Consider the following 15,715-nt stretch of genomic DNA (forward strand, 5'->3'; position numbering starts at 1 on the left):
ACGCCCGCCACTTCTCCAACCCGGAGGTTTCCATGCCACAGACCACTAACGGCCCCATCGTTCGCCTGGAGCACGCAAGCAAGAGCTTTGGTGACAACCACGTCCTGCGCGACATTTCACTTGAGGTCACGCCAGGTGAGGTCGTCGCCGTCATTGGCCCCTCGGGCGGCGGCAAGTCAACGCTCCTGCGCTGCATGACCCTGCTCGAGCAGCTCGACGACGGCGAGCTCTGGTACGGCGACCTGCGTGTGGCCGGCCACGGCGGCGGCGAAACGGGCGGCGGCTTCGGGTACGCGCCCAAGACCACGCTCGCCCAGGCGCGCCAGCGCTTTGGCCTCGTGTTCCAGCAGTTCAACCTGTTCCCGCACTTCACCGTGATGCGCAACGTCATGGACGCGCCCGTTGCCGTCCAGAAGCGCCCGCGCACCGAGGTGGAGGCCGAGGCCCGCGAGCTCATCGCCAAGATGGGCCTCGCCGGCAACGAGGACAAGGTGCCCTGCCAGCTCTCCGGCGGGCAGCAGCAGCGCGCGAGCATCGCCCGCGCCCTCGCCACAAAGCCCGAGATCCTCTACTTTGACGAGCCCACGAGCGCGCTCGACCCCGAGCTCACCGGCGAGGTGCTCAAGGTCATGCGCCAGCTTGCGGATGAGGGCACCACGATGGTGGTCGTCACGCACGAGATGGCCTTCGCGCGCGACGTGGCCAGCCGCGTGGTCTTCATGGACGGTGGGCACATCGTGGAGCAGGGTCCGGCAGACCAGGTGATTAACCATCCGCGCGAGACTCGTACCAGGGAGTTCCTCACCCGTTACAGCAAGTAGGCGCCTTTGACCGGGCCTCTGGTGCGCGAGGCCGCAAGCGACACGAGCCGGCTTGCCTCAGCCACTCGAGCAAACAAGCCGGCACCTCACATACAAGGACCACCCCAGTGCCGCCGTCGCAGCAAAGCCGCAACGGCGGCACTGCTATGCTTGTCTGCAGCGAAAACCGCAAGCGAAAGGTGCCCCATGGAGCAGTACAAGCAGGAGTTCATCGAGTTCATGGTCGAGTCCGACGTGCTGAAGTTTGGCGACTTCACGCTCAAGAGCGGCCGCAAGTCCCCCTTCTTCATGAACGCCGGCGCCTACGTGACGGGCGCGCAGCTCAAGCGCCTGGGCAGCTACTACGCGCAGGCCATCCACGACAGCTTTGGCCTGGACTTCGACGTGGTCTTTGGCCCTGCCTATAAGGGCATCCCCATCTCCGTGGCCACCGCCATCGCCTTCGACGAGCTCTACGGCAAGGAGGTCAAGTACTGCTCCGACCGCAAGGAGGTCAAGGACCACGGCTCTGACAAGGGCAACATGCTGGGCTACGAGCTCAAGGACGGCGACCGCGTGATCATGGTGGAAGACGTCACCACTTCCGGCAAGTCCATCGACGAGACCTACCCCAAGCTCATGGCAGCCGCAAACGTTGAGGTCAAGGGCCTCATCGTGAGCCTCAACCGCATGGAGGTTGGCAAGGGCGGCGTGAAGACCGCGCAGCTCGAGGTCCAGGAGAAATACGGGTTCCCCGTTGCCTCCATCGTGAGCATGGCCGAGGTGACCGAGCACCTCTACAACCGCGAGGTGGCCGGCCGCGTCGTGATTGACGACGAGCTCAAGGGTCGCATCGACGCCTACTACGAGCAGTACGGCGCCAAGGAGGCCTAAACCGGCTCTGCGAGGGGGCGCTCGTCGCAAGCGAGCGCCCCCTCTCTTTGTGTGCCAACGGACGCCCGTGGGGCAGTATCATCAAATGCACAACCGCCGAGAGAGGAATCCCATGGTAGACGAGCAGGAGCAGCACAAAAGACTCATGCACCACATCAACGACCGCGTGAAGCCCATCACCTGCCTCGACGGGCTGTGCATCGTCGGCTGCTCGCCCACGAGCCTCACGCTGCGCACGCGCATCACGAGCACGTCGCTCAACCTGCGGGGCTTCGCCCATGGCGGATGGCTGTTCTCGCTCTGTGACACGGCGAGCGGCGCCTTCGTGTTCTCGCACGGCCTCGACTGCGTGACGCAGCAGGCCTCCATCAACTACCTGCGCGGCGGCGCCCCCGGCGAGGAGGTCACGGCGCGCGTGCGCAACCTGCACATGGGCAAGACCACTATCGTGAACGAGGTCACGCTCACCAACGGCGACGGCGCGGTGCTGGCCGTATGCACGCTCACGATGTTCGTGATGGGCAGGGCGCGCGAATAGGCCAGGCAGTAACCTCCACGGTCACACCAGCTGGCACGCGAAGAGGCCAGGCGAACCTTCGCGCCGGGGTCGATGCGCCCAGCCACCAGGGGTTTACAAAGCCATAAGACGAATCACCGCAGATAGAATGGCTCAACGCAGGCGGGTCAGGGTATAAACCCCCTACCGCTAACCGTGAGATAGGGACAGCTATGGGTTACTCAATCGTCTTCTCCAGCCAAACCGGCAACACCGAGCTCATCGCTCGACGCATCCGCAAGGTCATGGGAGAGGACGGATGCCTTTACTTTGGCTCGCCCGAGCACATCGACGCGAGCGCGAACGAAGCCGACACGCACGAGCCTTCCGCGAACGAAAAGCCCAGCATCGTCTTCGTGGGCTCCTGGACGGACAAGGGCGCCGCCACGCCGGAGGTCACCAACTACCTGCGCTCCCTCGACGGCGCGCGCGTGTTCCTCTTTGGCACCTGCGGATTTGGCGCCTCAGACGAGTACTTCAACGAGGTCCTCACCCGCATTCGCAACGCCATGCCCGCATCGTGCGAGCTCGTGGGCTCGTTCATGTGCCAGGGCAAGATGCCCCAGACCGTCCGCAAGCGCTACGAGGCCATGCTCGCCGCCGCGGCGCCCGCAAGCTCCGAGGCGCGCCGCGCCCAGATGCTCATCGATAACTTTGACGCGGCGCTCGCCCATCCCAACAACGATGACCTGCGCGCCCTCGACGCCGACCTCCGCGAGGCAGGGCTCATCTAGCCTGGCCAGACCGCTCATCCAACAGCAGCTCAGCAATGCCCCCGAGGCCCCCAAGGGCCCCAGGGGCATTGTTCTAGGCAAGCGCCGCCACGGCGAAAAGCGAACTGGGTCGAGGGAGCCGGCTCGGCCCCGCCACAAGGAGCTACTTGTTCTCGATGCTGCCGATGTTGCGCAGCTCGATGTTGATGAGGCCGTTCTCGCCGGTCGAGAACTCGATGAACTCAGGGTTCTCGCCATACTCGGCCGGGAACGACACCTCGATGCCCGTGTCGGTCACGATGCGGTGGCAGCGCACGCGCTTCTGCGCCACGGCGCGCTTGTCCACCGCCACGCGCTCGGGCAGGTGTCGCACATCGGCCGCGGTCTCGAACGCCTTGCGGCAGGGCTCGGAGTCCGCAAAGACCTGCTCTGCCAGCCCCTCGCGCGAGAAGGAGTCCTCGGCGTCGACTTTCTCAGCCACGTAGGCCTTGGCCTTGGAGAGCGCGAGCGCAGTGTTGGCGCCGTGCTCCTCGGCAATCTGCTCCACGATCTCGGTCACGCAGTCGATGGTCTCGCGCGCGCTGGCCTCGCTCGAGCACTGAAGCAGGCCGTCCGGCAGCACGAGCACGTCCTGGCCGTCGATGCTGCGAACCTTGTCCACGTACGAGATCTCGAGGTTGTCGGCGCGCACGAGTGCCCAGCTCGCGAGCTTCTGCGTGGCGGCGGGCAGCACGCCGTAGCGGCGCGCGATGTCGCAGCTCACCACGGTACCGGCCTGGCTCACCTCGTGCACGAAGGCCTTCTTGCCCTCGAGCAGGAAAAGGCCCAGGTAGCGGATGTCATCACCATCGAGGAAGTCACAGATGAGCATGTCGGTGGACTTGGCGCCGTCCGCACGCTGGAGCTCGCCGAACAGGAACTGCGCCATCTCGGCGGTAAGGGGGGCAAACTCCTCGGCGTCGTGAAAGTAGCGGCTCACCTTGGTGGAGAGCGCCGAGTCGCTGGCAAACTTGCCGTGACGGCAGTCCGTGGAGCCCAGGGCCTTCTTGCAGATGCTCGAGACGTAGGACTTGACGGGCTTCTCCTCCAGGTCAAGCTCGGCCTTGGAGTAGACGTTCACGGCGGAGTCGAGGTCCAGCACGTGCAGGATGGCCTTGTTCAGGCGAACGATCATGGGAGCCTCCGTGGGTTCGTTTCTGGTGCGGTTGCGGATGCGTCCGGACGCGACGCGGCCTGGAGACGGCCCGTGCGGGCCGCCGGGCTCGATGACGTGCCACATCGCACGCGAGCGCACCGCGAACGAGCGCGTCCGAACGGCTCGGGGTCTTCATAATGGACGTGTCTAGCACCAATCGCAAGGAGGCTCCATGACAAGGACACTGGTGCCTGAGGCATGGCAAGGCCGAGCGAGCGCCCTCTTCTGTGGTTCGTGCAGGGGCCGCGCTCGCAGCTAGTCCCTCCCGGGGCGCTTGGGTAGGATAGATAGACTCGATTCTCTGGGTGCGCCCCATGGCGCGCCCAACGGGCTTTCTATGCCGAATTCCCGCAACCGGAGCCGGCAGAGGAGCCAGACAACCCCACGGAGGACCATGAGCGACGTCAAGGACACGCAGGCAGCCGCCGCCGCGGCCGAGGCAACCAGCGCAGACCAGGACAGCCAGACGGCCGGCGCGGCGCAGGACCCCATCCTCGTAGAGGAGCAGGCCCACCTCTCCCAGATCTATGCCAAGCTCGAGGCCATCCGCGACGAGCTGGCAGACTCCCTCGAGCACGGACACGCCGAGGCCGCCCAGGACCTCCGCGAGCTCTCGGCTGAGATTCGCCCGGACACCTCGGGCGTTGGCTACGACGAGGTGATGGAGACCCTCGCCGCCATCGAGACCCTCAACGCCGTCATCGACGCCTACAACCAGTACCACGACTTCTCCGTGGACAAGCTGCGCCGCGTCCTTTTGCTCCTGCGCCAGCCCTACTTTGCCAAGGTGCGCCTCAAGATGGGCCCGGACCGTCCCGCGCGCGACGTCTACATCGGCGCCGCCGGCATGACGGATGACCGCTCCCGCCCCCTCATCGTGGACTGGCGCAATCCCGTGGCCGAGACGTACTACAACCAGGAGAACGGCACCACGAGCTACACGGTGAACGGGCGCACCCGCACCGTGGAGCTTGAGCTGCGCCGCCAGTTCGACATCACACGCGACAAGCTCAACATGTACTTCGACACCACCGTGGCAATCGAGGACTCGCTGCTCCTGGGCGCACTCAAGAGCCACCACTCCGAGAAGCTCAAGGACATCACGGCGACCATCCAGCGCGAGCAGAACGAGGTCGTGCGCCACGCAGACGTGCCGGCGCTGCTCGTGAACGGCATCGCCGGCTCGGGCAAGACGAGCGTCATGCTCCAGCGCATCGCCTACCTGCTCTACGGCGAGCGCGAGACCCTCTCCCCCAACCAGGTGCACCTTTTTGGGCCCAACGCCGTGTTTGAGCACTACATCGACAACGTGCTTCCCTCCATGGGCGAGGCAAACCCACAGGTCTACACCTGGCGCGACTTCTGCGAGGCCCAGGGCGCCGGCGGACGCGAGCTGGGCGCGGACACGGACCCGGCCAACCTCGAGCGCCTTGAGTCCGAGCTCGCGAGCCTCGTCATTGGCCCCGGCGACCTGCGCGACATCCGCTGCGGCGACACCACCCTGCTCAAGGCGGGCCAGGTGGCCGGCGCCGTCGAGAAGTTCCAGAAGTTTGGCGTGGGCCCGCGCTTCTGCGCCCTCGTCACCGACGACCTGCACGACCGCGTGAATCGCCGCATCGCCGGCATGGCACGCGACGAGGAGCTGCAGGAGGAGATGCTCGGACTCGACGTTGACGAGCAGGTGCAGGTCTTTGGTGAGACGGTGAGCCCCGAGAACGAGGAGCAGACCGTGGCGCTCACGCGCACGTGGCTGGAGCAGCGCTACGCCGCCGCGCACGAGGAGGTCGACAAGCTCACGTGGCTGCGTCTGGACCGCATCGCCATGCGCATGCTGGGCGAGGCGTCCGTGAGCTCGAGCGAGTGGCTCTATCTGCGCCTGCTCGTGACCGGCCGCGGCGACGTGAACGCCCGCTTCGTCATGATCGACGAGGTGCAGGACTACACGCTCGCGCAGCTCATGGTGCTCGCGAAGTTCTTCTCGCGCGCACACTTCCTCATGCTGGGCGACGAGAACCAGGCCATCCGCGAGGGCACGGCGAGCTTTGGGCAGATTCGCGCGCTGTTCGAGCGCACGCACGGCGGCGTGGACGAGTGCCGCCTGCTCACGAGCTACCGCTCCAGTCCCGAGATCACGGCGCTGTTCAGCGGGCTTGTTGAGATGGGGAGCTCCGTGAAGCTCGCGAGCGTGCATCGCGAGGGCGTGACGCCTCGCATCGAGGCGCTGCCGGACAAGGATGCGTTCGTGACGGCACTGCGTGAGGAGGTCGAGGCGGCGAAGGGCGCCGACGGCCTCACCGCCGTGGTGGCGGCAGACGACGGCGCCGTGAGCTGGCTGCGCAAGCAGCTGGGCGAGGGTGTGCAGGTCATCAAGAACGACCAGGAACTGCCGGCTGTGGGCGTGGTGCTCATGAGCCTGCGCCTCGCGAAGGGCCTCGAGTTCGACCACGTCATCATCCCGGACGCCAGCGCCGAGACCTATCCGGACACCCCGCTCGCCCGCCGTCGCCTCTACACCGCCATCTCGCGTGCCATGCACAAGGTGACGCTGCTCGCACAGGGCGAGCTGAGCCCGCTCGTCTCCGACAAGGCGGCTCTCAGCCTCGGGACTGGGCGTTCTCGATGAGGGCCTGCTTGAGGTCGCTCTCGATCTGACGCATCTGCACCTCGGCGGCCTCGCGCTTGGTGCGGCCGTCCTGCTGAATCTGCATCGTCTCGCGCAGAGTGGCGATAAGCTGCTGGTTCACCTGCTGGAGCGTCTCGATGTCCACGCTGCCGCGCTGGTTGGCGCGCTCGGCGTCCACGGCACCCTGGTGCAGGGCCTGGGCGTTGGCCTTGAGCAGCTTGTTGGTGGTCTCGTCCACCTCGTGCTGCAGGTCAAGCGCCGCACGCTGGTTGGCAAGCCCCAGCGCGATGACCATCTGCGACTTCCACAGCGGGATGGTGGTGGAGATCGTGGTGTCGATCTTGTCCGAGATGGTCTTGTCGGCGCTCTGGAGCACCTTGATCTGCGGCGCCATCTGCAGGCTCACGACACTCACGCGATCAAGATCGTCCAGACGCTTGGAGAACCGCTCGAGCTTGTCCTTGAAGTCCTTGAGCACCTGCGCGCTCATCGGGTCCTGGCTGGAGGCAACTTCTGCCTCCAGCGAGGGCAGCGTGTTGGCATGGAAGTCCGCAAGGGCTTTCTTGCCGGCGGTGACGTAGATCTTGAGCTGACGGTACTGGGCCACGTTTCGGTCGTACATGGTGTCGTACATGGCTATGTCGCGCGTCATCTGCGCCTGGGCGCGCTCAAGCTTCTCGACGATCTCGTCCACCTGCGGGGCAACCTTCTGGTAGCGACGGCGCAGCTTGTCCACGCTCACCACCACCTGGCCGATGATGGGAATCTGCTTGACGCCCTTAAGCTCAGCGTCGTCCACCGTGCCAAGGAGCTCGCGCAAGAGGTCTCCCGCCTCGCCCGTGTCCTTGCTGCGGGTCTTGGAGAGCACGCCGTCGGCGAAGTCCGTCATGGAGAGCTGGGCGTCGCGGCCAAAACTGCTCTCGATGCCGTCCTTGCGGAAGTCGATGTTGGCGGCCAGCTCGTCGGCACGCTTCTGGTCTGCAGGCGAGAGCTGCACGGCCTGCACCTTTGCCGGCTCGATAACCTGCGCCTGAGCCTGCACGGGCACGGCCGCAGAACTCGTGAGGTCTGCGAGGGTGAACTTGGCAGCGCCGGCCTGGGCGGTGGTCGTGGTTGCCGGGGTCGCGACGGACTCGGGCGCGGCAGCCGGCGCCGCCTCCACCACCACCTGCTGCGCGGGAACGGCAGGTGCCGGCTCCGGCGCCCCCATCAGGTCTGCCAGAGATACCTTAGTCGGATCGTCTGCCATATGAGCCTCCTAGCTCGTCAGGTCGTTCGTTGTAGTCCCTTATGCCCCCCGCGCGGCCTTGCGGCCGGGTGATTTCCCACATTCGGGCGACAAATCTGCCGAGCGGCTCGGCCGCGCGCGCTCGTGCACCGGGCGCGTCGTGAGGCTGCGGCGCCGGAACCCATATGCCACCGCACGCCTTGCACCTACCTGCACCCTACGACCCAGTGACCTCGTGCGCATGTGTCTCACTTCACCGCCGCGATGAGCGCCTGCATGGCGTCGTTTCCGGGAAGCTCCACCGCGGCGGGCACGCGCTCGGCAATGCCGGGAACGCCAAAGCGGCTCGCGCTGTCCGTACCCAGCTGCGAGGCTCCGCGGAAGCCGTGTCGCTCCCACGCGAGCCTCTGCACGTCATCGCTCTTGAGGAAGTCGCGCAGCTTGTCGCCATTGTCATCCAGCGACACCAGCACATGGGTGCTCCATTCGGTGGGCGTGGTATAGGCCACCACCAGCTGGTCCTTCACCTGCCTGAAGAGGTCTGGCTGGTTCACGGAGAGGTCCAGCACCTGGCTCTCATAGCCCACCATCATGGGCTTGGAGCCCTCCCCCAGCGTAAGGAACTGGCTGAACGAGTCCTCGGAGCTCGTCTCCATCCAGCCACTCTTCTGGAACACGGCGCGAATCATGTCCGCGTCGCGCGCCACGCTCTCCGCCGTGGCGGGCTGGCCGCCGTTGAGCGCCGTGGCCACGAGGGCCGCCCACTCGTTGCCGCTGTTGGACTGCGCCGGGTCTGTGCTGTCGATGCGGAACTGGCCGTAGCCGTTCGCGTAGCCCAGGTCTGCCCAGGTCTTGTTGTCCACCATGGCGTTTACCGCAGCTACGGCGTCCAGCTTGTAGACGTCTCCGTCCTTGCTCATGATTCCCGAGCCCACGAGGGCGTCGGCCACATCCTTGTAGGTATAGACCACGATGGGCGAGTTGAGCACGATGTCGCTCGACTGCGCCCGCACGCCCTGGGCCTGGCCATACGCAACGGCCGCCTGCGACGACGGGAACAGGTAGTCCATGCCCGTACGGTCGGCATCCATCATGGCAAGAGAGCCGGCCTTCTTGTACGAGATGTCCAGGCCCACCTTCTGGGCGAGCTCGCTGAACTGATCGTCCTCGAACAGAGAAATCTTCTCGCCGCCGAGGTAGCCCGTAATGCCTGTGGGCTCAACTGGTGCCGGTCTGGAGCGCTGCCACAGGAGCGCCCCTCCCGCCACGAGCACCGCAACCACCACGCACGCTAGGCCGATGAGCTTACTTCTGGACATGGTCATCCTCCAAAGCAGGTGACGAGGGCGCGGGAGACGCTGCCGACGCGGCGGCAGTCGAAGGCGCCCCGGGTGCCGGAGCGGACGTCGAGACCACCGAGATCGCGTCCGGCGCGACAACAGGCACGCCCGGCGTGGCAGACGGAGCCGACGCCGAGGCCGCCGGGCTCTCGTCCGGCGTATAGCCGTCCATCTCCATGAGGCGCCGCACGGCATCTGAGTCCGCCGAGAGCTCGGCGACCTTGGCCCCCGCCGCACGGGAGAGCTCGCCTTGCGCCGCGCCCCGGAGCGACGCCAGGGCCTCCATCACGTCGCCGTGCGCACGAGCGGCCTCCTCGCCCGTCGTGGCATGTTCGATAGCCAGGTAGTTCTCGAGCACAGACTCGCACTGCTCGCCATAGGTTGCCAGATAGTGCGAAAGACGCCGATACGTGGCAGGCTGGCGCTCCACATAGGACGCGAGGCGCTCGAGGTCCGCCGCGAGCTGCCTTGCCTCCATGCGCACGTCCTCCGAGCTTGCGCCGGCGCCAAGCTGGCGCACCTTGCCCTCGAGCCGGCGCGCCTCCGCGATGCGACCCGCCGCGGCCTCCCCGTTGGGCACGAGGCTCGCCGCCACGTCGCCCAGCTTGGACTCGGGCACAGCGAGCGTGCTTACGCCCAGGTAGAGCAGGGCGGCAACAACGGCACCCGCCGCAATGCCCGCAACGCCCCCTATGAACCAGACGCACGCCAGGCCACCGACCACGCCGGCGAGAGCACCCACCACGTAACTCATGCGGCGCTCACCTCGCTGAGCGCCCGACGAACCCAGCGCCCAGGGCGAGCATGTGGCACACGTGCGGCCCGGCAGCCCTTGCCCGATGCCCGACGTTGCTCGCACGCGGCCTGCCACTCGCACATAGCCTGGCGCACGCAGGCGCCCCTCCCACGGCCACCCATCAGTTGTAGCCCTTCACCGTGCGGAACACGGCAGCCAGGTCGCCCTCGCGTCCATCGAAGGTCTTGCCGTTCGTATGCTCCGAGAGCTCGTCGAGCTGCGTGGGGTCGGCGTCGCCAAACATGATGGAGAAGACGGGGACATCGAGGCCGGAGGCGTCGTAGTCGCTCAGGAACGCGTCACGGTCCCCGGTGTCGGACATGCCGTCCGTCATGAGCACGATGGCAACCGTGCGGCCCTGTGCCTCGCCCGACGCCTTGATCTTGCCCAGCGCCTCGTCCAGGCCGGCGTAGATGTTCGTGCCGCCGGTGGCGTCGGTGCTCTGAGCCTTGGAGAGCAGGTCCGCGGTGTCCGCGCCCTTGGCCTCCACCTCGCCCAGCACGTGGCTGGAGAACGGGATGAGGACGTTCACGTCGTCTGCGGCGGGCTGGATCATGGACTTGGACGCCTCTTCCGGGTCGAGCGCCTGTGTGAGACCACCCACCACGCCGCTCTTGCCCGGGCCGTACATGGAGCCGGAGTAGTCCACCACCCACACGGTGAGCGAGGGGCGGCGAAGCCTGGTCTGGTAGAGGTCGAGGGCCTTGGTGGTGACGTCCGCGGCGGGCATGGGCACGGCCTTGAGCACGGAGGAGTCCGTCGAGATGCCCCAGTCCGCGCGAAACGCCTGCTTGACGCCATCATCGTCCGGGTTGGCCACGCGGCCGCCCAGCCCCGTGCGCCTGCCCACGCGCTCCAGCTCGAGCTTAGCGTCATCGGAGGAGAGCGCCTGCTGGAAGCTCGAGAAGGCGCCGTCCTTGCCCTGGCCACGGTCCACATAGCCAAGCGGGCTATCGGAGACGGCGATGCCGTCGGCCGGGCAAATCACGAGCAGGGGCTCGCGACCCGCCGCCTCGAGCTCCTTGTTTGCCTGAGCCACGAGTGACTCGTAGTTCACCATGGCAGGATGGGCATCGGGGTCCCTCACCACCATGTCCTTGAGCCAGTCGGAAGAGCCGCTCGAGCGGTCCTGGCCCGAGAGCAGCGAGGTCATCTTCTGCTGGAGGTCGGCATTGTCCAGGTCATCTGCCGTAAGCGGCGTGTCCTTGCCAGAGAGCGCGGTGAGGAAGGCCAGGTAGGCCGAGGCGCCGCTGTTGGACTGCGTGGCGCTCGTCATGGCAAAGGAGAGCTTGCCGGAGGTCACCGCGTCGATGATCTGGGACGTGGCGACGGGCTTGGTGGCGCCCGTGTCGTCCGCCCAGCCAAGCTCGATTGCCTTGGACTTGGCCACGCCCAGCACCACCGGCGTGGTGGAGGTGGACTGCGCGTTCTTCACGAGGTGGCCGGTGTCGCCCATGGTGAGCCAGATGGAGGAGGCGGGCCACACGGCATCGTAGTCGTCTCCGCCGCCCTGGAGCATGCCCATGATGTCGAGCGAGCCCATGTAGTGCAGCTCCACGGTCACGCCCGAGGCATCGACGGCCTTCTGGATGGCCGCGGCGGCCTCCTTGTTCTCGGAGCCGGAGGCAACCTTGAGGGTCTCCTTGGCACCGCCGGAGGACGGCGTGAAGGTCTGTACGTTGTCCGTGATGGCGGGCGTGCCCTCGCCGCCCTGCTGGCCGGCACCTTGACCGCCAGAGCAGGCCGCGAGCAGCGCGACGCAGGCTAGCGCCACAGCGGCCATGAGCAGTACGTGGGCCCAGCGCCGCCCGGAACGCGAGCCTCCCGCCGTGTACCTATGAGCGCGCATAGAGCCTCCAGTCGCTGGATTGATGCGTTAAGTCATCATCCCCCTGTAACCGGACACTTTTTGTAAGCGAGCTGTAAGCAGCGTCGAGCGGGCAGCGGGAGGATGCGGCGGGCACTGGCTTCGGCGGCGTTCCCCCATGCCTCCTCCCTCGCGCGAAAATGCCTCGCAACCATCAACATCAAGTCACGTCGCGGTCCGTATAGGGTACCCTGCGCAGTAGTTAACACACCGCGCCGCGCAGCCGACGCAATCGCCCGCGTTCCGTTCGTGGCGCCAGGCGCACCTCGTTCGCAGTGCCAAGTGCGCCCCGCCCACAACGCCAAACGCGCCTCGCTCGCGACGTCAGAGACAGGAGAGGACCCATGACAAACACGCAAGACGGACAGAAGCTCATCAAGGCCCTGGAGGACCGCTTCACCTGCAAGCGCTACGACCCCAACGGCCATGTGTCAGACGAGGACTTCAACCTCATCCTGGAGAGCGCCCGCCTCTCCCCCAGCTCCTTTGGCTTTGAGCCGTGGAAGCTGCTCGTCATCGAGGACAAGGGCCTCGTGGACGAGATCCGCGCACAGGCCTGGGGCGCCAAGAAGAACGCCGACCGCACGGTGGTGATCCTCGCCCGCCGCGGCGTTGACGCCAAGAGCCAGTGGGTGCAGCACATCTGCCACGACGTGGAGGGCATGGACGACGAGGGCACGGCCGCCAAGCTCGACAAGTTCGCCGGCTTCCAGCGCGACGAGATCCGCGTGGCCGAGAGCGCCCGCACGTTGTTCGACTGGGCAGGCAAGCAGACCTACATCGCACTGGGCAACATGATCACGATGGCCGCCGTGCTGGGCGTGGACGCCACGCCCGTCGAGGGCTTCAACCTGAACAAGCTAGAGGAGCTGCTTGTGGGACGCGGCCTGTACAACCCCAATGACTGGGGCGTCTCGGTGCTGGCGCAGTTTGGCGTGCACGACCCTACGCACCGCATGAGCCCCAAGACCCGTCGCCCGATGGACGAGGTCGTCGACTGGGTGAAGTAGGGAGCGGACACTCGGCCCGGCGACGCAGCTCGGCCGCCCAACCACGAAACGCCTCCTGTCTGCGCGGTCGGGGCGTCGCCGGCAAGCTGGTGGAGCGTGCCGGCGACGCCATCGAGACGGACGGCCCGCACGCGCGCACCGGCACCTCCCCCACCTGATAGGGCCGCAGCACGTCCGCCAGACTCGGTGGCATCTCGATGTCAGCGTCCGAGAAGGTCTCGAACTCGCGCACGATGGCGCGGAAGCCAGCGCTGCGATCAAGCCGCACGCCCTCGGCCTTCTTGAGCAGGCCGTCCACAAAGAGCGCCAAGCCATCCGGCAGGCCGTCCACGCCGCCCGCGAGCTCGGTGACTTCTACCTCGAGTCCCTCGCCCACCTCGCCCAGGTCATGCAGGCCATCGGTAAGCAGCCGGTAGAGCAGCTCGTCATCGCTCTCGTCAAAGTGCAGGTCGCCGGCCACGCCCTGGAAGTAGCACTCCACCACGTCTTGCGCGTGATACTCGGCCGCAAGGTCGCGCGGGGGCTGGCCCACGCGCCGCGGATCGTACAGGGCCAGGCGCGCGCCACCATAGCTCACGAAGGCACGGCAGGTCACCAGTCCGTCATCGAGCCCAATTATGAATGTGAAGGCAGGAACCGGCGGCACGAGCGCACGGAGCGCCGGCGGGGCCGAGAGCGCCGTGACCTGCTCGAGGGCCGGCAGCACGCTTGACCACATACGTGGCCTTGCCGCTACGAACCCGCAGCTTGAGCAGCCAGGTCTGGGAGTCAGGCGCCCCATAGGGAGAGGACGAGGCGCGCACGAGGGTTGCGAGGAGCTCCACCGGCTCCCGTGGCCGAGCGGGCCCGTCGCCGTCGCGAAGGGCGCGTGGCTTGCGCGCGTCGCCCACGCGCCCCGTCACCGCGTCTGCCAAGAGCGCGGAAATCTGAGGGCTCGTGGACCGCGCGGGCATACGGCCAACACCACACGTGCGCGGGGATGACACATACGGGGCACGCGCCCCCAGCTCGGGCGCATAGAAAGCAGACGCGCCCAGCCCAGGCTCGCGCGACGCATCAGGCTCGCCCGCACCAGCCAGATACCGCAGCGCCAGCGCCATCTCGTGTTTGCACATGCCACGGCCCGAGCCGTCCACCGGGCATTCGCAGGAATAGTCGAGGACGTCTCCCTCGGCCGTGTCCAGCGACACGCGCACGCGGTAGCCGGCACCCGGATGGGAGGAGCGGACCAGACCGGACAGATAAACCGCGCTCGCGATGGCGCCGGCCTCGACGTTGCACGAGAGCACGCTGCCGCTCGCGACGAGCTTCTCCGCCCTGCCAAAGGTGGAGGCATAGGCGCCCATACCGCGTAGCCGCTCAATCAGGTCCATGGCACCACCCTCCCCCGCGGGTTTCCGTTCCCGGCCGATTCTAGTGAACGTTGCAACACCCTTGATTGGAAAGGGTGTTTACGATGGGCAGCGAATTCGATGGAACCGTCTACGGAAAGCCGAGGGAGACGCAGGAGGTGCGTAGGGCAAGATACCCCGAGCTCGTCTCCGGCGGCATGAGCTTCACGCAGGCGGCCAAGTCGGTCGGCGTCTCCAAGTGCACCGGCAAGGTTTGGGGGAACGGGCGCACGAGGTCGACCGGCCGCGACGAGCGCGCTCTCGTGGACTGGTATCGTGGAGACATGGAAGAACCTAAGAAGATAGACGGCTGCCATCTCTCTCGGGTATTGACCGATGATTGGAGCGCCATGCTCACCACCGAACGCCTCGTCCTGCGCGATTGGCTCGACACCGACGCCCCGGCGCTCTATGCACTCGCCTCAGACGCTGCCGTGAGTTCTCCGGCAGGCTGGCCGGCGCACGAAAGCGAGGCGCAGAGCCTTGATATCCTGCGCGAAGTACTGCGCGGATGGGAGCACTACGCCATCGTGCTGAGCGAGGATGCCCCGAGCGGCGAGCCAGAAGGCACGCTCGTTGGTGCCATCGGACTCAAGACCGCCGAGGACAGCGACCTTGTAACGGCGTCGACTGAATACGAGATCGGGTACTGGACCGGCCGCCCCTACTGGGGTCGCGGATACATGCCCGAGGCGATGCGCGCGCTCATCGAGCATGCCCAAAACGACCTTGGTGCGACGCGCATCTGGTGCGCCCACTATGTTGGGAACAACAAGTCGCATCGCGTGATGGAAAAATGCGGCATGGTCTTTGATCGTGAGCGCCTGAACATGCCCGTTGAGCTGCTAAATGAGGTGCGCGACGAAATTGTTATGCGCCTCGACCTCGCCTAACGTCACCGCAGAATCCGTCGCAGCTTCCACCGCATGTTGCATGCTCAGAACGCGCTCGCAACGATTTCGTTGACCGGACAGGGCTTTAAAGCCAAAACTCCCCCTCGATGGGCATGCCGTATCGACGCGCCGCTTCCTTTCTTGAGATTCTCTTGAGAATTGCCGCCCACACACGACGAGAATGCACGGGAGCGAAGTAGGCGGCCAGCGCCGATGCCCCCCGCCGAGAGCCCCGTCGAGCAGGCTAAACACGCAATACCCCCCCGAATATACCGCGCAGTGACTTCATGCCCGGCTTTGTCCGAAGCTGGAATACGCCCACGCTGTCATAGAACGCCCCCCTCGCCGGTACTTCCCGAAGGGGACCGACTCGGGCGCATGCCCGGAGGGCCACCTCGACGCCGTCGCC

General features: G+C 66.4%; 14 protein-coding genes. 7 read left to right on the forward strand and 7 right to left on the reverse strand.

Annotated elements, in window-relative coordinates; translation table 11 throughout:
* The first annotated feature begins 32 nt into the window (after nt 1-32).
* From EFAMC2_RS06665 to bilS, 4 genes are all read left to right on the forward strand, one after another.
* A complete protein-coding gene (locus EFAMC2_RS06665) occupies nt 33-821 on the forward strand; it encodes an amino acid ABC transporter ATP-binding protein (RefSeq protein ID WP_154028060.1) in 789 nt (262 codons plus the stop codon).
* Nucleotides 822-1,007: 186 nt separating this feature from the next.
* Nucleotides 1,008-1,694, forward strand: a complete 687-nt coding sequence (gene pyrE, locus EFAMC2_RS06670; protein WP_154028061.1) for an orotate phosphoribosyltransferase — start codon at nt 1,008-1,010, stop codon at nt 1,692-1,694.
* Between the two features lie 112 nt (nt 1,695-1,806).
* Nucleotides 1,807-2,232 (forward strand): PaaI family thioesterase, encoded by a 426-nt coding sequence (locus EFAMC2_RS06675; RefSeq protein ID WP_187325204.1) that lies wholly within the window; start codon nt 1,807-1,809, stop codon nt 2,230-2,232.
* A 191-nt stretch (nt 2,233-2,423) separates the two neighbouring features.
* Entirely contained in the window at nt 2,424-2,984 is a 561-nt protein-coding gene (gene bilS / locus EFAMC2_RS06680) for a flavodoxin family protein BilS (protein ID WP_154028063.1), read from the forward strand.
* A 142-nt stretch (nt 2,985-3,126) separates the two neighbouring features.
* On the opposite strand, the gene EFAMC2_RS06685 is transcribed toward bilS, so the two are convergent.
* On the reverse strand, nt 3,127-4,137 hold the full coding sequence (locus EFAMC2_RS06685) for a nucleoid-associated protein (RefSeq protein ID WP_154028064.1): 1,011 nt from the start codon (nt 4,135-4,137) through the stop codon (nt 3,127-3,129).
* Between the two features lie 415 nt (nt 4,138-4,552).
* On the opposite strand from EFAMC2_RS06685, the gene EFAMC2_RS06690 reads away from it, so the two are divergent.
* Nucleotides 4,553-6,781 carry a HelD family protein gene (locus EFAMC2_RS06690; RefSeq protein WP_154028065.1) on the forward strand — a complete coding sequence of 743 codons (2,229 nt, stop codon included), beginning with the start codon at nt 4,553-4,555 and terminating at the stop codon, nt 6,779-6,781.
* On the opposite strand, the gene EFAMC2_RS06695 is transcribed toward EFAMC2_RS06690, so the two are convergent.
* The 4 genes from EFAMC2_RS06695 to EFAMC2_RS06710 form a co-directional block, all read right to left on the reverse strand.
* Nucleotides 6,753-8,030, reverse strand: coding sequence for a toxic anion resistance protein (locus tag EFAMC2_RS06695; RefSeq protein WP_222838548.1), 1,278 nt, complete (start codon nt 8,028-8,030; stop codon nt 6,753-6,755). The genes EFAMC2_RS06690 and EFAMC2_RS06695 overlap by 29 nt on opposite strands.
* Nucleotides 8,031-8,257: 227 nt before the next feature.
* Nucleotides 8,258-9,328 carry a substrate-binding domain-containing protein gene (locus EFAMC2_RS06700; protein ID WP_187325205.1) on the reverse strand — a complete coding sequence of 357 codons (1,071 nt, stop codon included), beginning with the start codon at nt 9,326-9,328 and terminating at the stop codon, nt 8,258-8,260.
* Complete coding sequence (locus EFAMC2_RS06705) at nt 9,315-10,103, reverse strand: hypothetical protein (protein ID WP_154028067.1); 789 nt, start codon at nt 10,101-10,103, stop codon at nt 9,315-9,317. Before EFAMC2_RS06705 ends, EFAMC2_RS06700 begins: the two co-directional genes overlap by 14 nt.
* Before the next feature lie 163 nt (nt 10,104-10,266).
* Nucleotides 10,267-11,994, reverse strand: a complete 1,728-nt coding sequence (locus tag EFAMC2_RS06710) for a VWA domain-containing protein (protein WP_222838549.1) — start codon at nt 11,992-11,994, stop codon at nt 10,267-10,269.
* A gap of 362 nt (nt 11,995-12,356) precedes the next feature.
* Between EFAMC2_RS06710 and EFAMC2_RS06715 the strand changes: the two genes are divergently transcribed.
* Nucleotides 12,357-13,022 carry an NAD(P)H-dependent oxidoreductase gene (locus EFAMC2_RS06715; protein WP_154028068.1) on the forward strand — a complete coding sequence of 222 codons (666 nt, stop codon included), beginning with the start codon at nt 12,357-12,359 and terminating at the stop codon, nt 13,020-13,022.
* Here the strand turns inward: EFAMC2_RS06715 and EFAMC2_RS06720 are convergent.
* Nucleotides 12,958-13,740, reverse strand: coding sequence for an SNF2 helicase associated domain-containing protein (locus tag EFAMC2_RS06720; RefSeq protein ID WP_187325206.1), 783 nt, complete (start codon nt 13,738-13,740; stop codon nt 12,958-12,960). The two genes, EFAMC2_RS06715 and EFAMC2_RS06720, sit on opposite strands and share 65 nt — an antisense overlap.
* Nucleotides 13,625-14,395 (reverse strand): SWIM zinc finger domain-containing protein, encoded by a 771-nt coding sequence (locus EFAMC2_RS06725; RefSeq protein ID WP_187325207.1) that lies wholly within the window; start codon nt 14,393-14,395, stop codon nt 13,625-13,627. Before EFAMC2_RS06725 ends, EFAMC2_RS06720 begins: the two co-directional genes overlap by 116 nt.
* 83 nt (nt 14,396-14,478) lie before the next feature.
* On the opposite strand from EFAMC2_RS06725, the gene EFAMC2_RS06730 reads away from it, so the two are divergent.
* Nucleotides 14,479-15,306 (forward strand): GNAT family N-acetyltransferase, encoded by an 828-nt coding sequence (locus tag EFAMC2_RS06730; RefSeq protein WP_222838550.1) that lies wholly within the window; start codon nt 14,479-14,481, stop codon nt 15,304-15,306.
* The last annotated feature ends 409 nt before the right edge of the window (nt 15,307-15,715 follow it).

This window comes from Olsenella uli (assembly GCF_901212655.1).
Lineage (GTDB): Bacteria > Actinomycetota > Coriobacteriia > Coriobacteriales > Atopobiaceae > Parolsenella > Parolsenella uli_A.

Excerpts from the sequence above, each read along its gene's own strand:
- EFAMC2_RS06665 (WP_154028060.1), top strand. The coding sequence starts at position 33 with ATGCCACAGACCACTAACGGCCCCATCGTTCGCCTGGAGCACGCAAGC.
- EFAMC2_RS06685 (WP_154028064.1), bottom strand. The coding sequence starts at position 4,137 with ATGATCGTTCGCCTGAACAAGGCCATCCTGCACGTGCTGGACCTCGAC.
- EFAMC2_RS06715 (WP_154028068.1), top strand. The coding sequence starts at position 12,357 with ATGACAAACACGCAAGACGGACAGAAGCTCATCAAGGCCCTGGAGGAC.
- EFAMC2_RS06675 (WP_187325204.1), top strand. The coding sequence starts at position 1,807 with ATGGTAGACGAGCAGGAGCAGCACAAAAGACTCATGCACCACATCAAC.
- EFAMC2_RS06700 (WP_187325205.1), bottom strand. The coding sequence starts at position 9,328 with ATGTCCAGAAGTAAGCTCATCGGCCTAGCGTGCGTGGTGGTTGCGGTG.
- bilS (WP_154028063.1), top strand. The coding sequence starts at position 2,424 with ATGGGTTACTCAATCGTCTTCTCCAGCCAAACCGGCAACACCGAGCTC.
- EFAMC2_RS06725 (WP_187325207.1), bottom strand. The coding sequence starts at position 14,395 with ATGGACCTGATTGAGCGGCTACGCGGTATGGGCGCCTATGCCTCCACC.
- pyrE (WP_154028061.1), top strand. The coding sequence starts at position 1,008 with ATGGAGCAGTACAAGCAGGAGTTCATCGAGTTCATGGTCGAGTCCGAC.
- EFAMC2_RS06695 (WP_222838548.1), bottom strand. The coding sequence starts at position 8,030 with ATGGCAGACGATCCGACTAAGGTATCTCTGGCAGACCTGATGGGGGCG.
- EFAMC2_RS06710 (WP_222838549.1), bottom strand. The coding sequence starts at position 11,994 with ATGCGCGCTCATAGGTACACGGCGGGAGGCTCGCGTTCCGGGCGGCGC.
- EFAMC2_RS06730 (WP_222838550.1), top strand. The coding sequence starts at position 14,479 with ATGGGCAGCGAATTCGATGGAACCGTCTACGGAAAGCCGAGGGAGACG.
- EFAMC2_RS06705 (WP_154028067.1), bottom strand. The coding sequence starts at position 10,103 with ATGAGTTACGTGGTGGGTGCTCTCGCCGGCGTGGTCGGTGGCCTGGCG.
- EFAMC2_RS06720 (WP_187325206.1), bottom strand. The coding sequence starts at position 13,740 with ATGTGGTCAAGCGTGCTGCCGGCCCTCGAGCAGGTCACGGCGCTCTCG.
- EFAMC2_RS06690 (WP_154028065.1), top strand. The coding sequence starts at position 4,553 with ATGAGCGACGTCAAGGACACGCAGGCAGCCGCCGCCGCGGCCGAGGCA.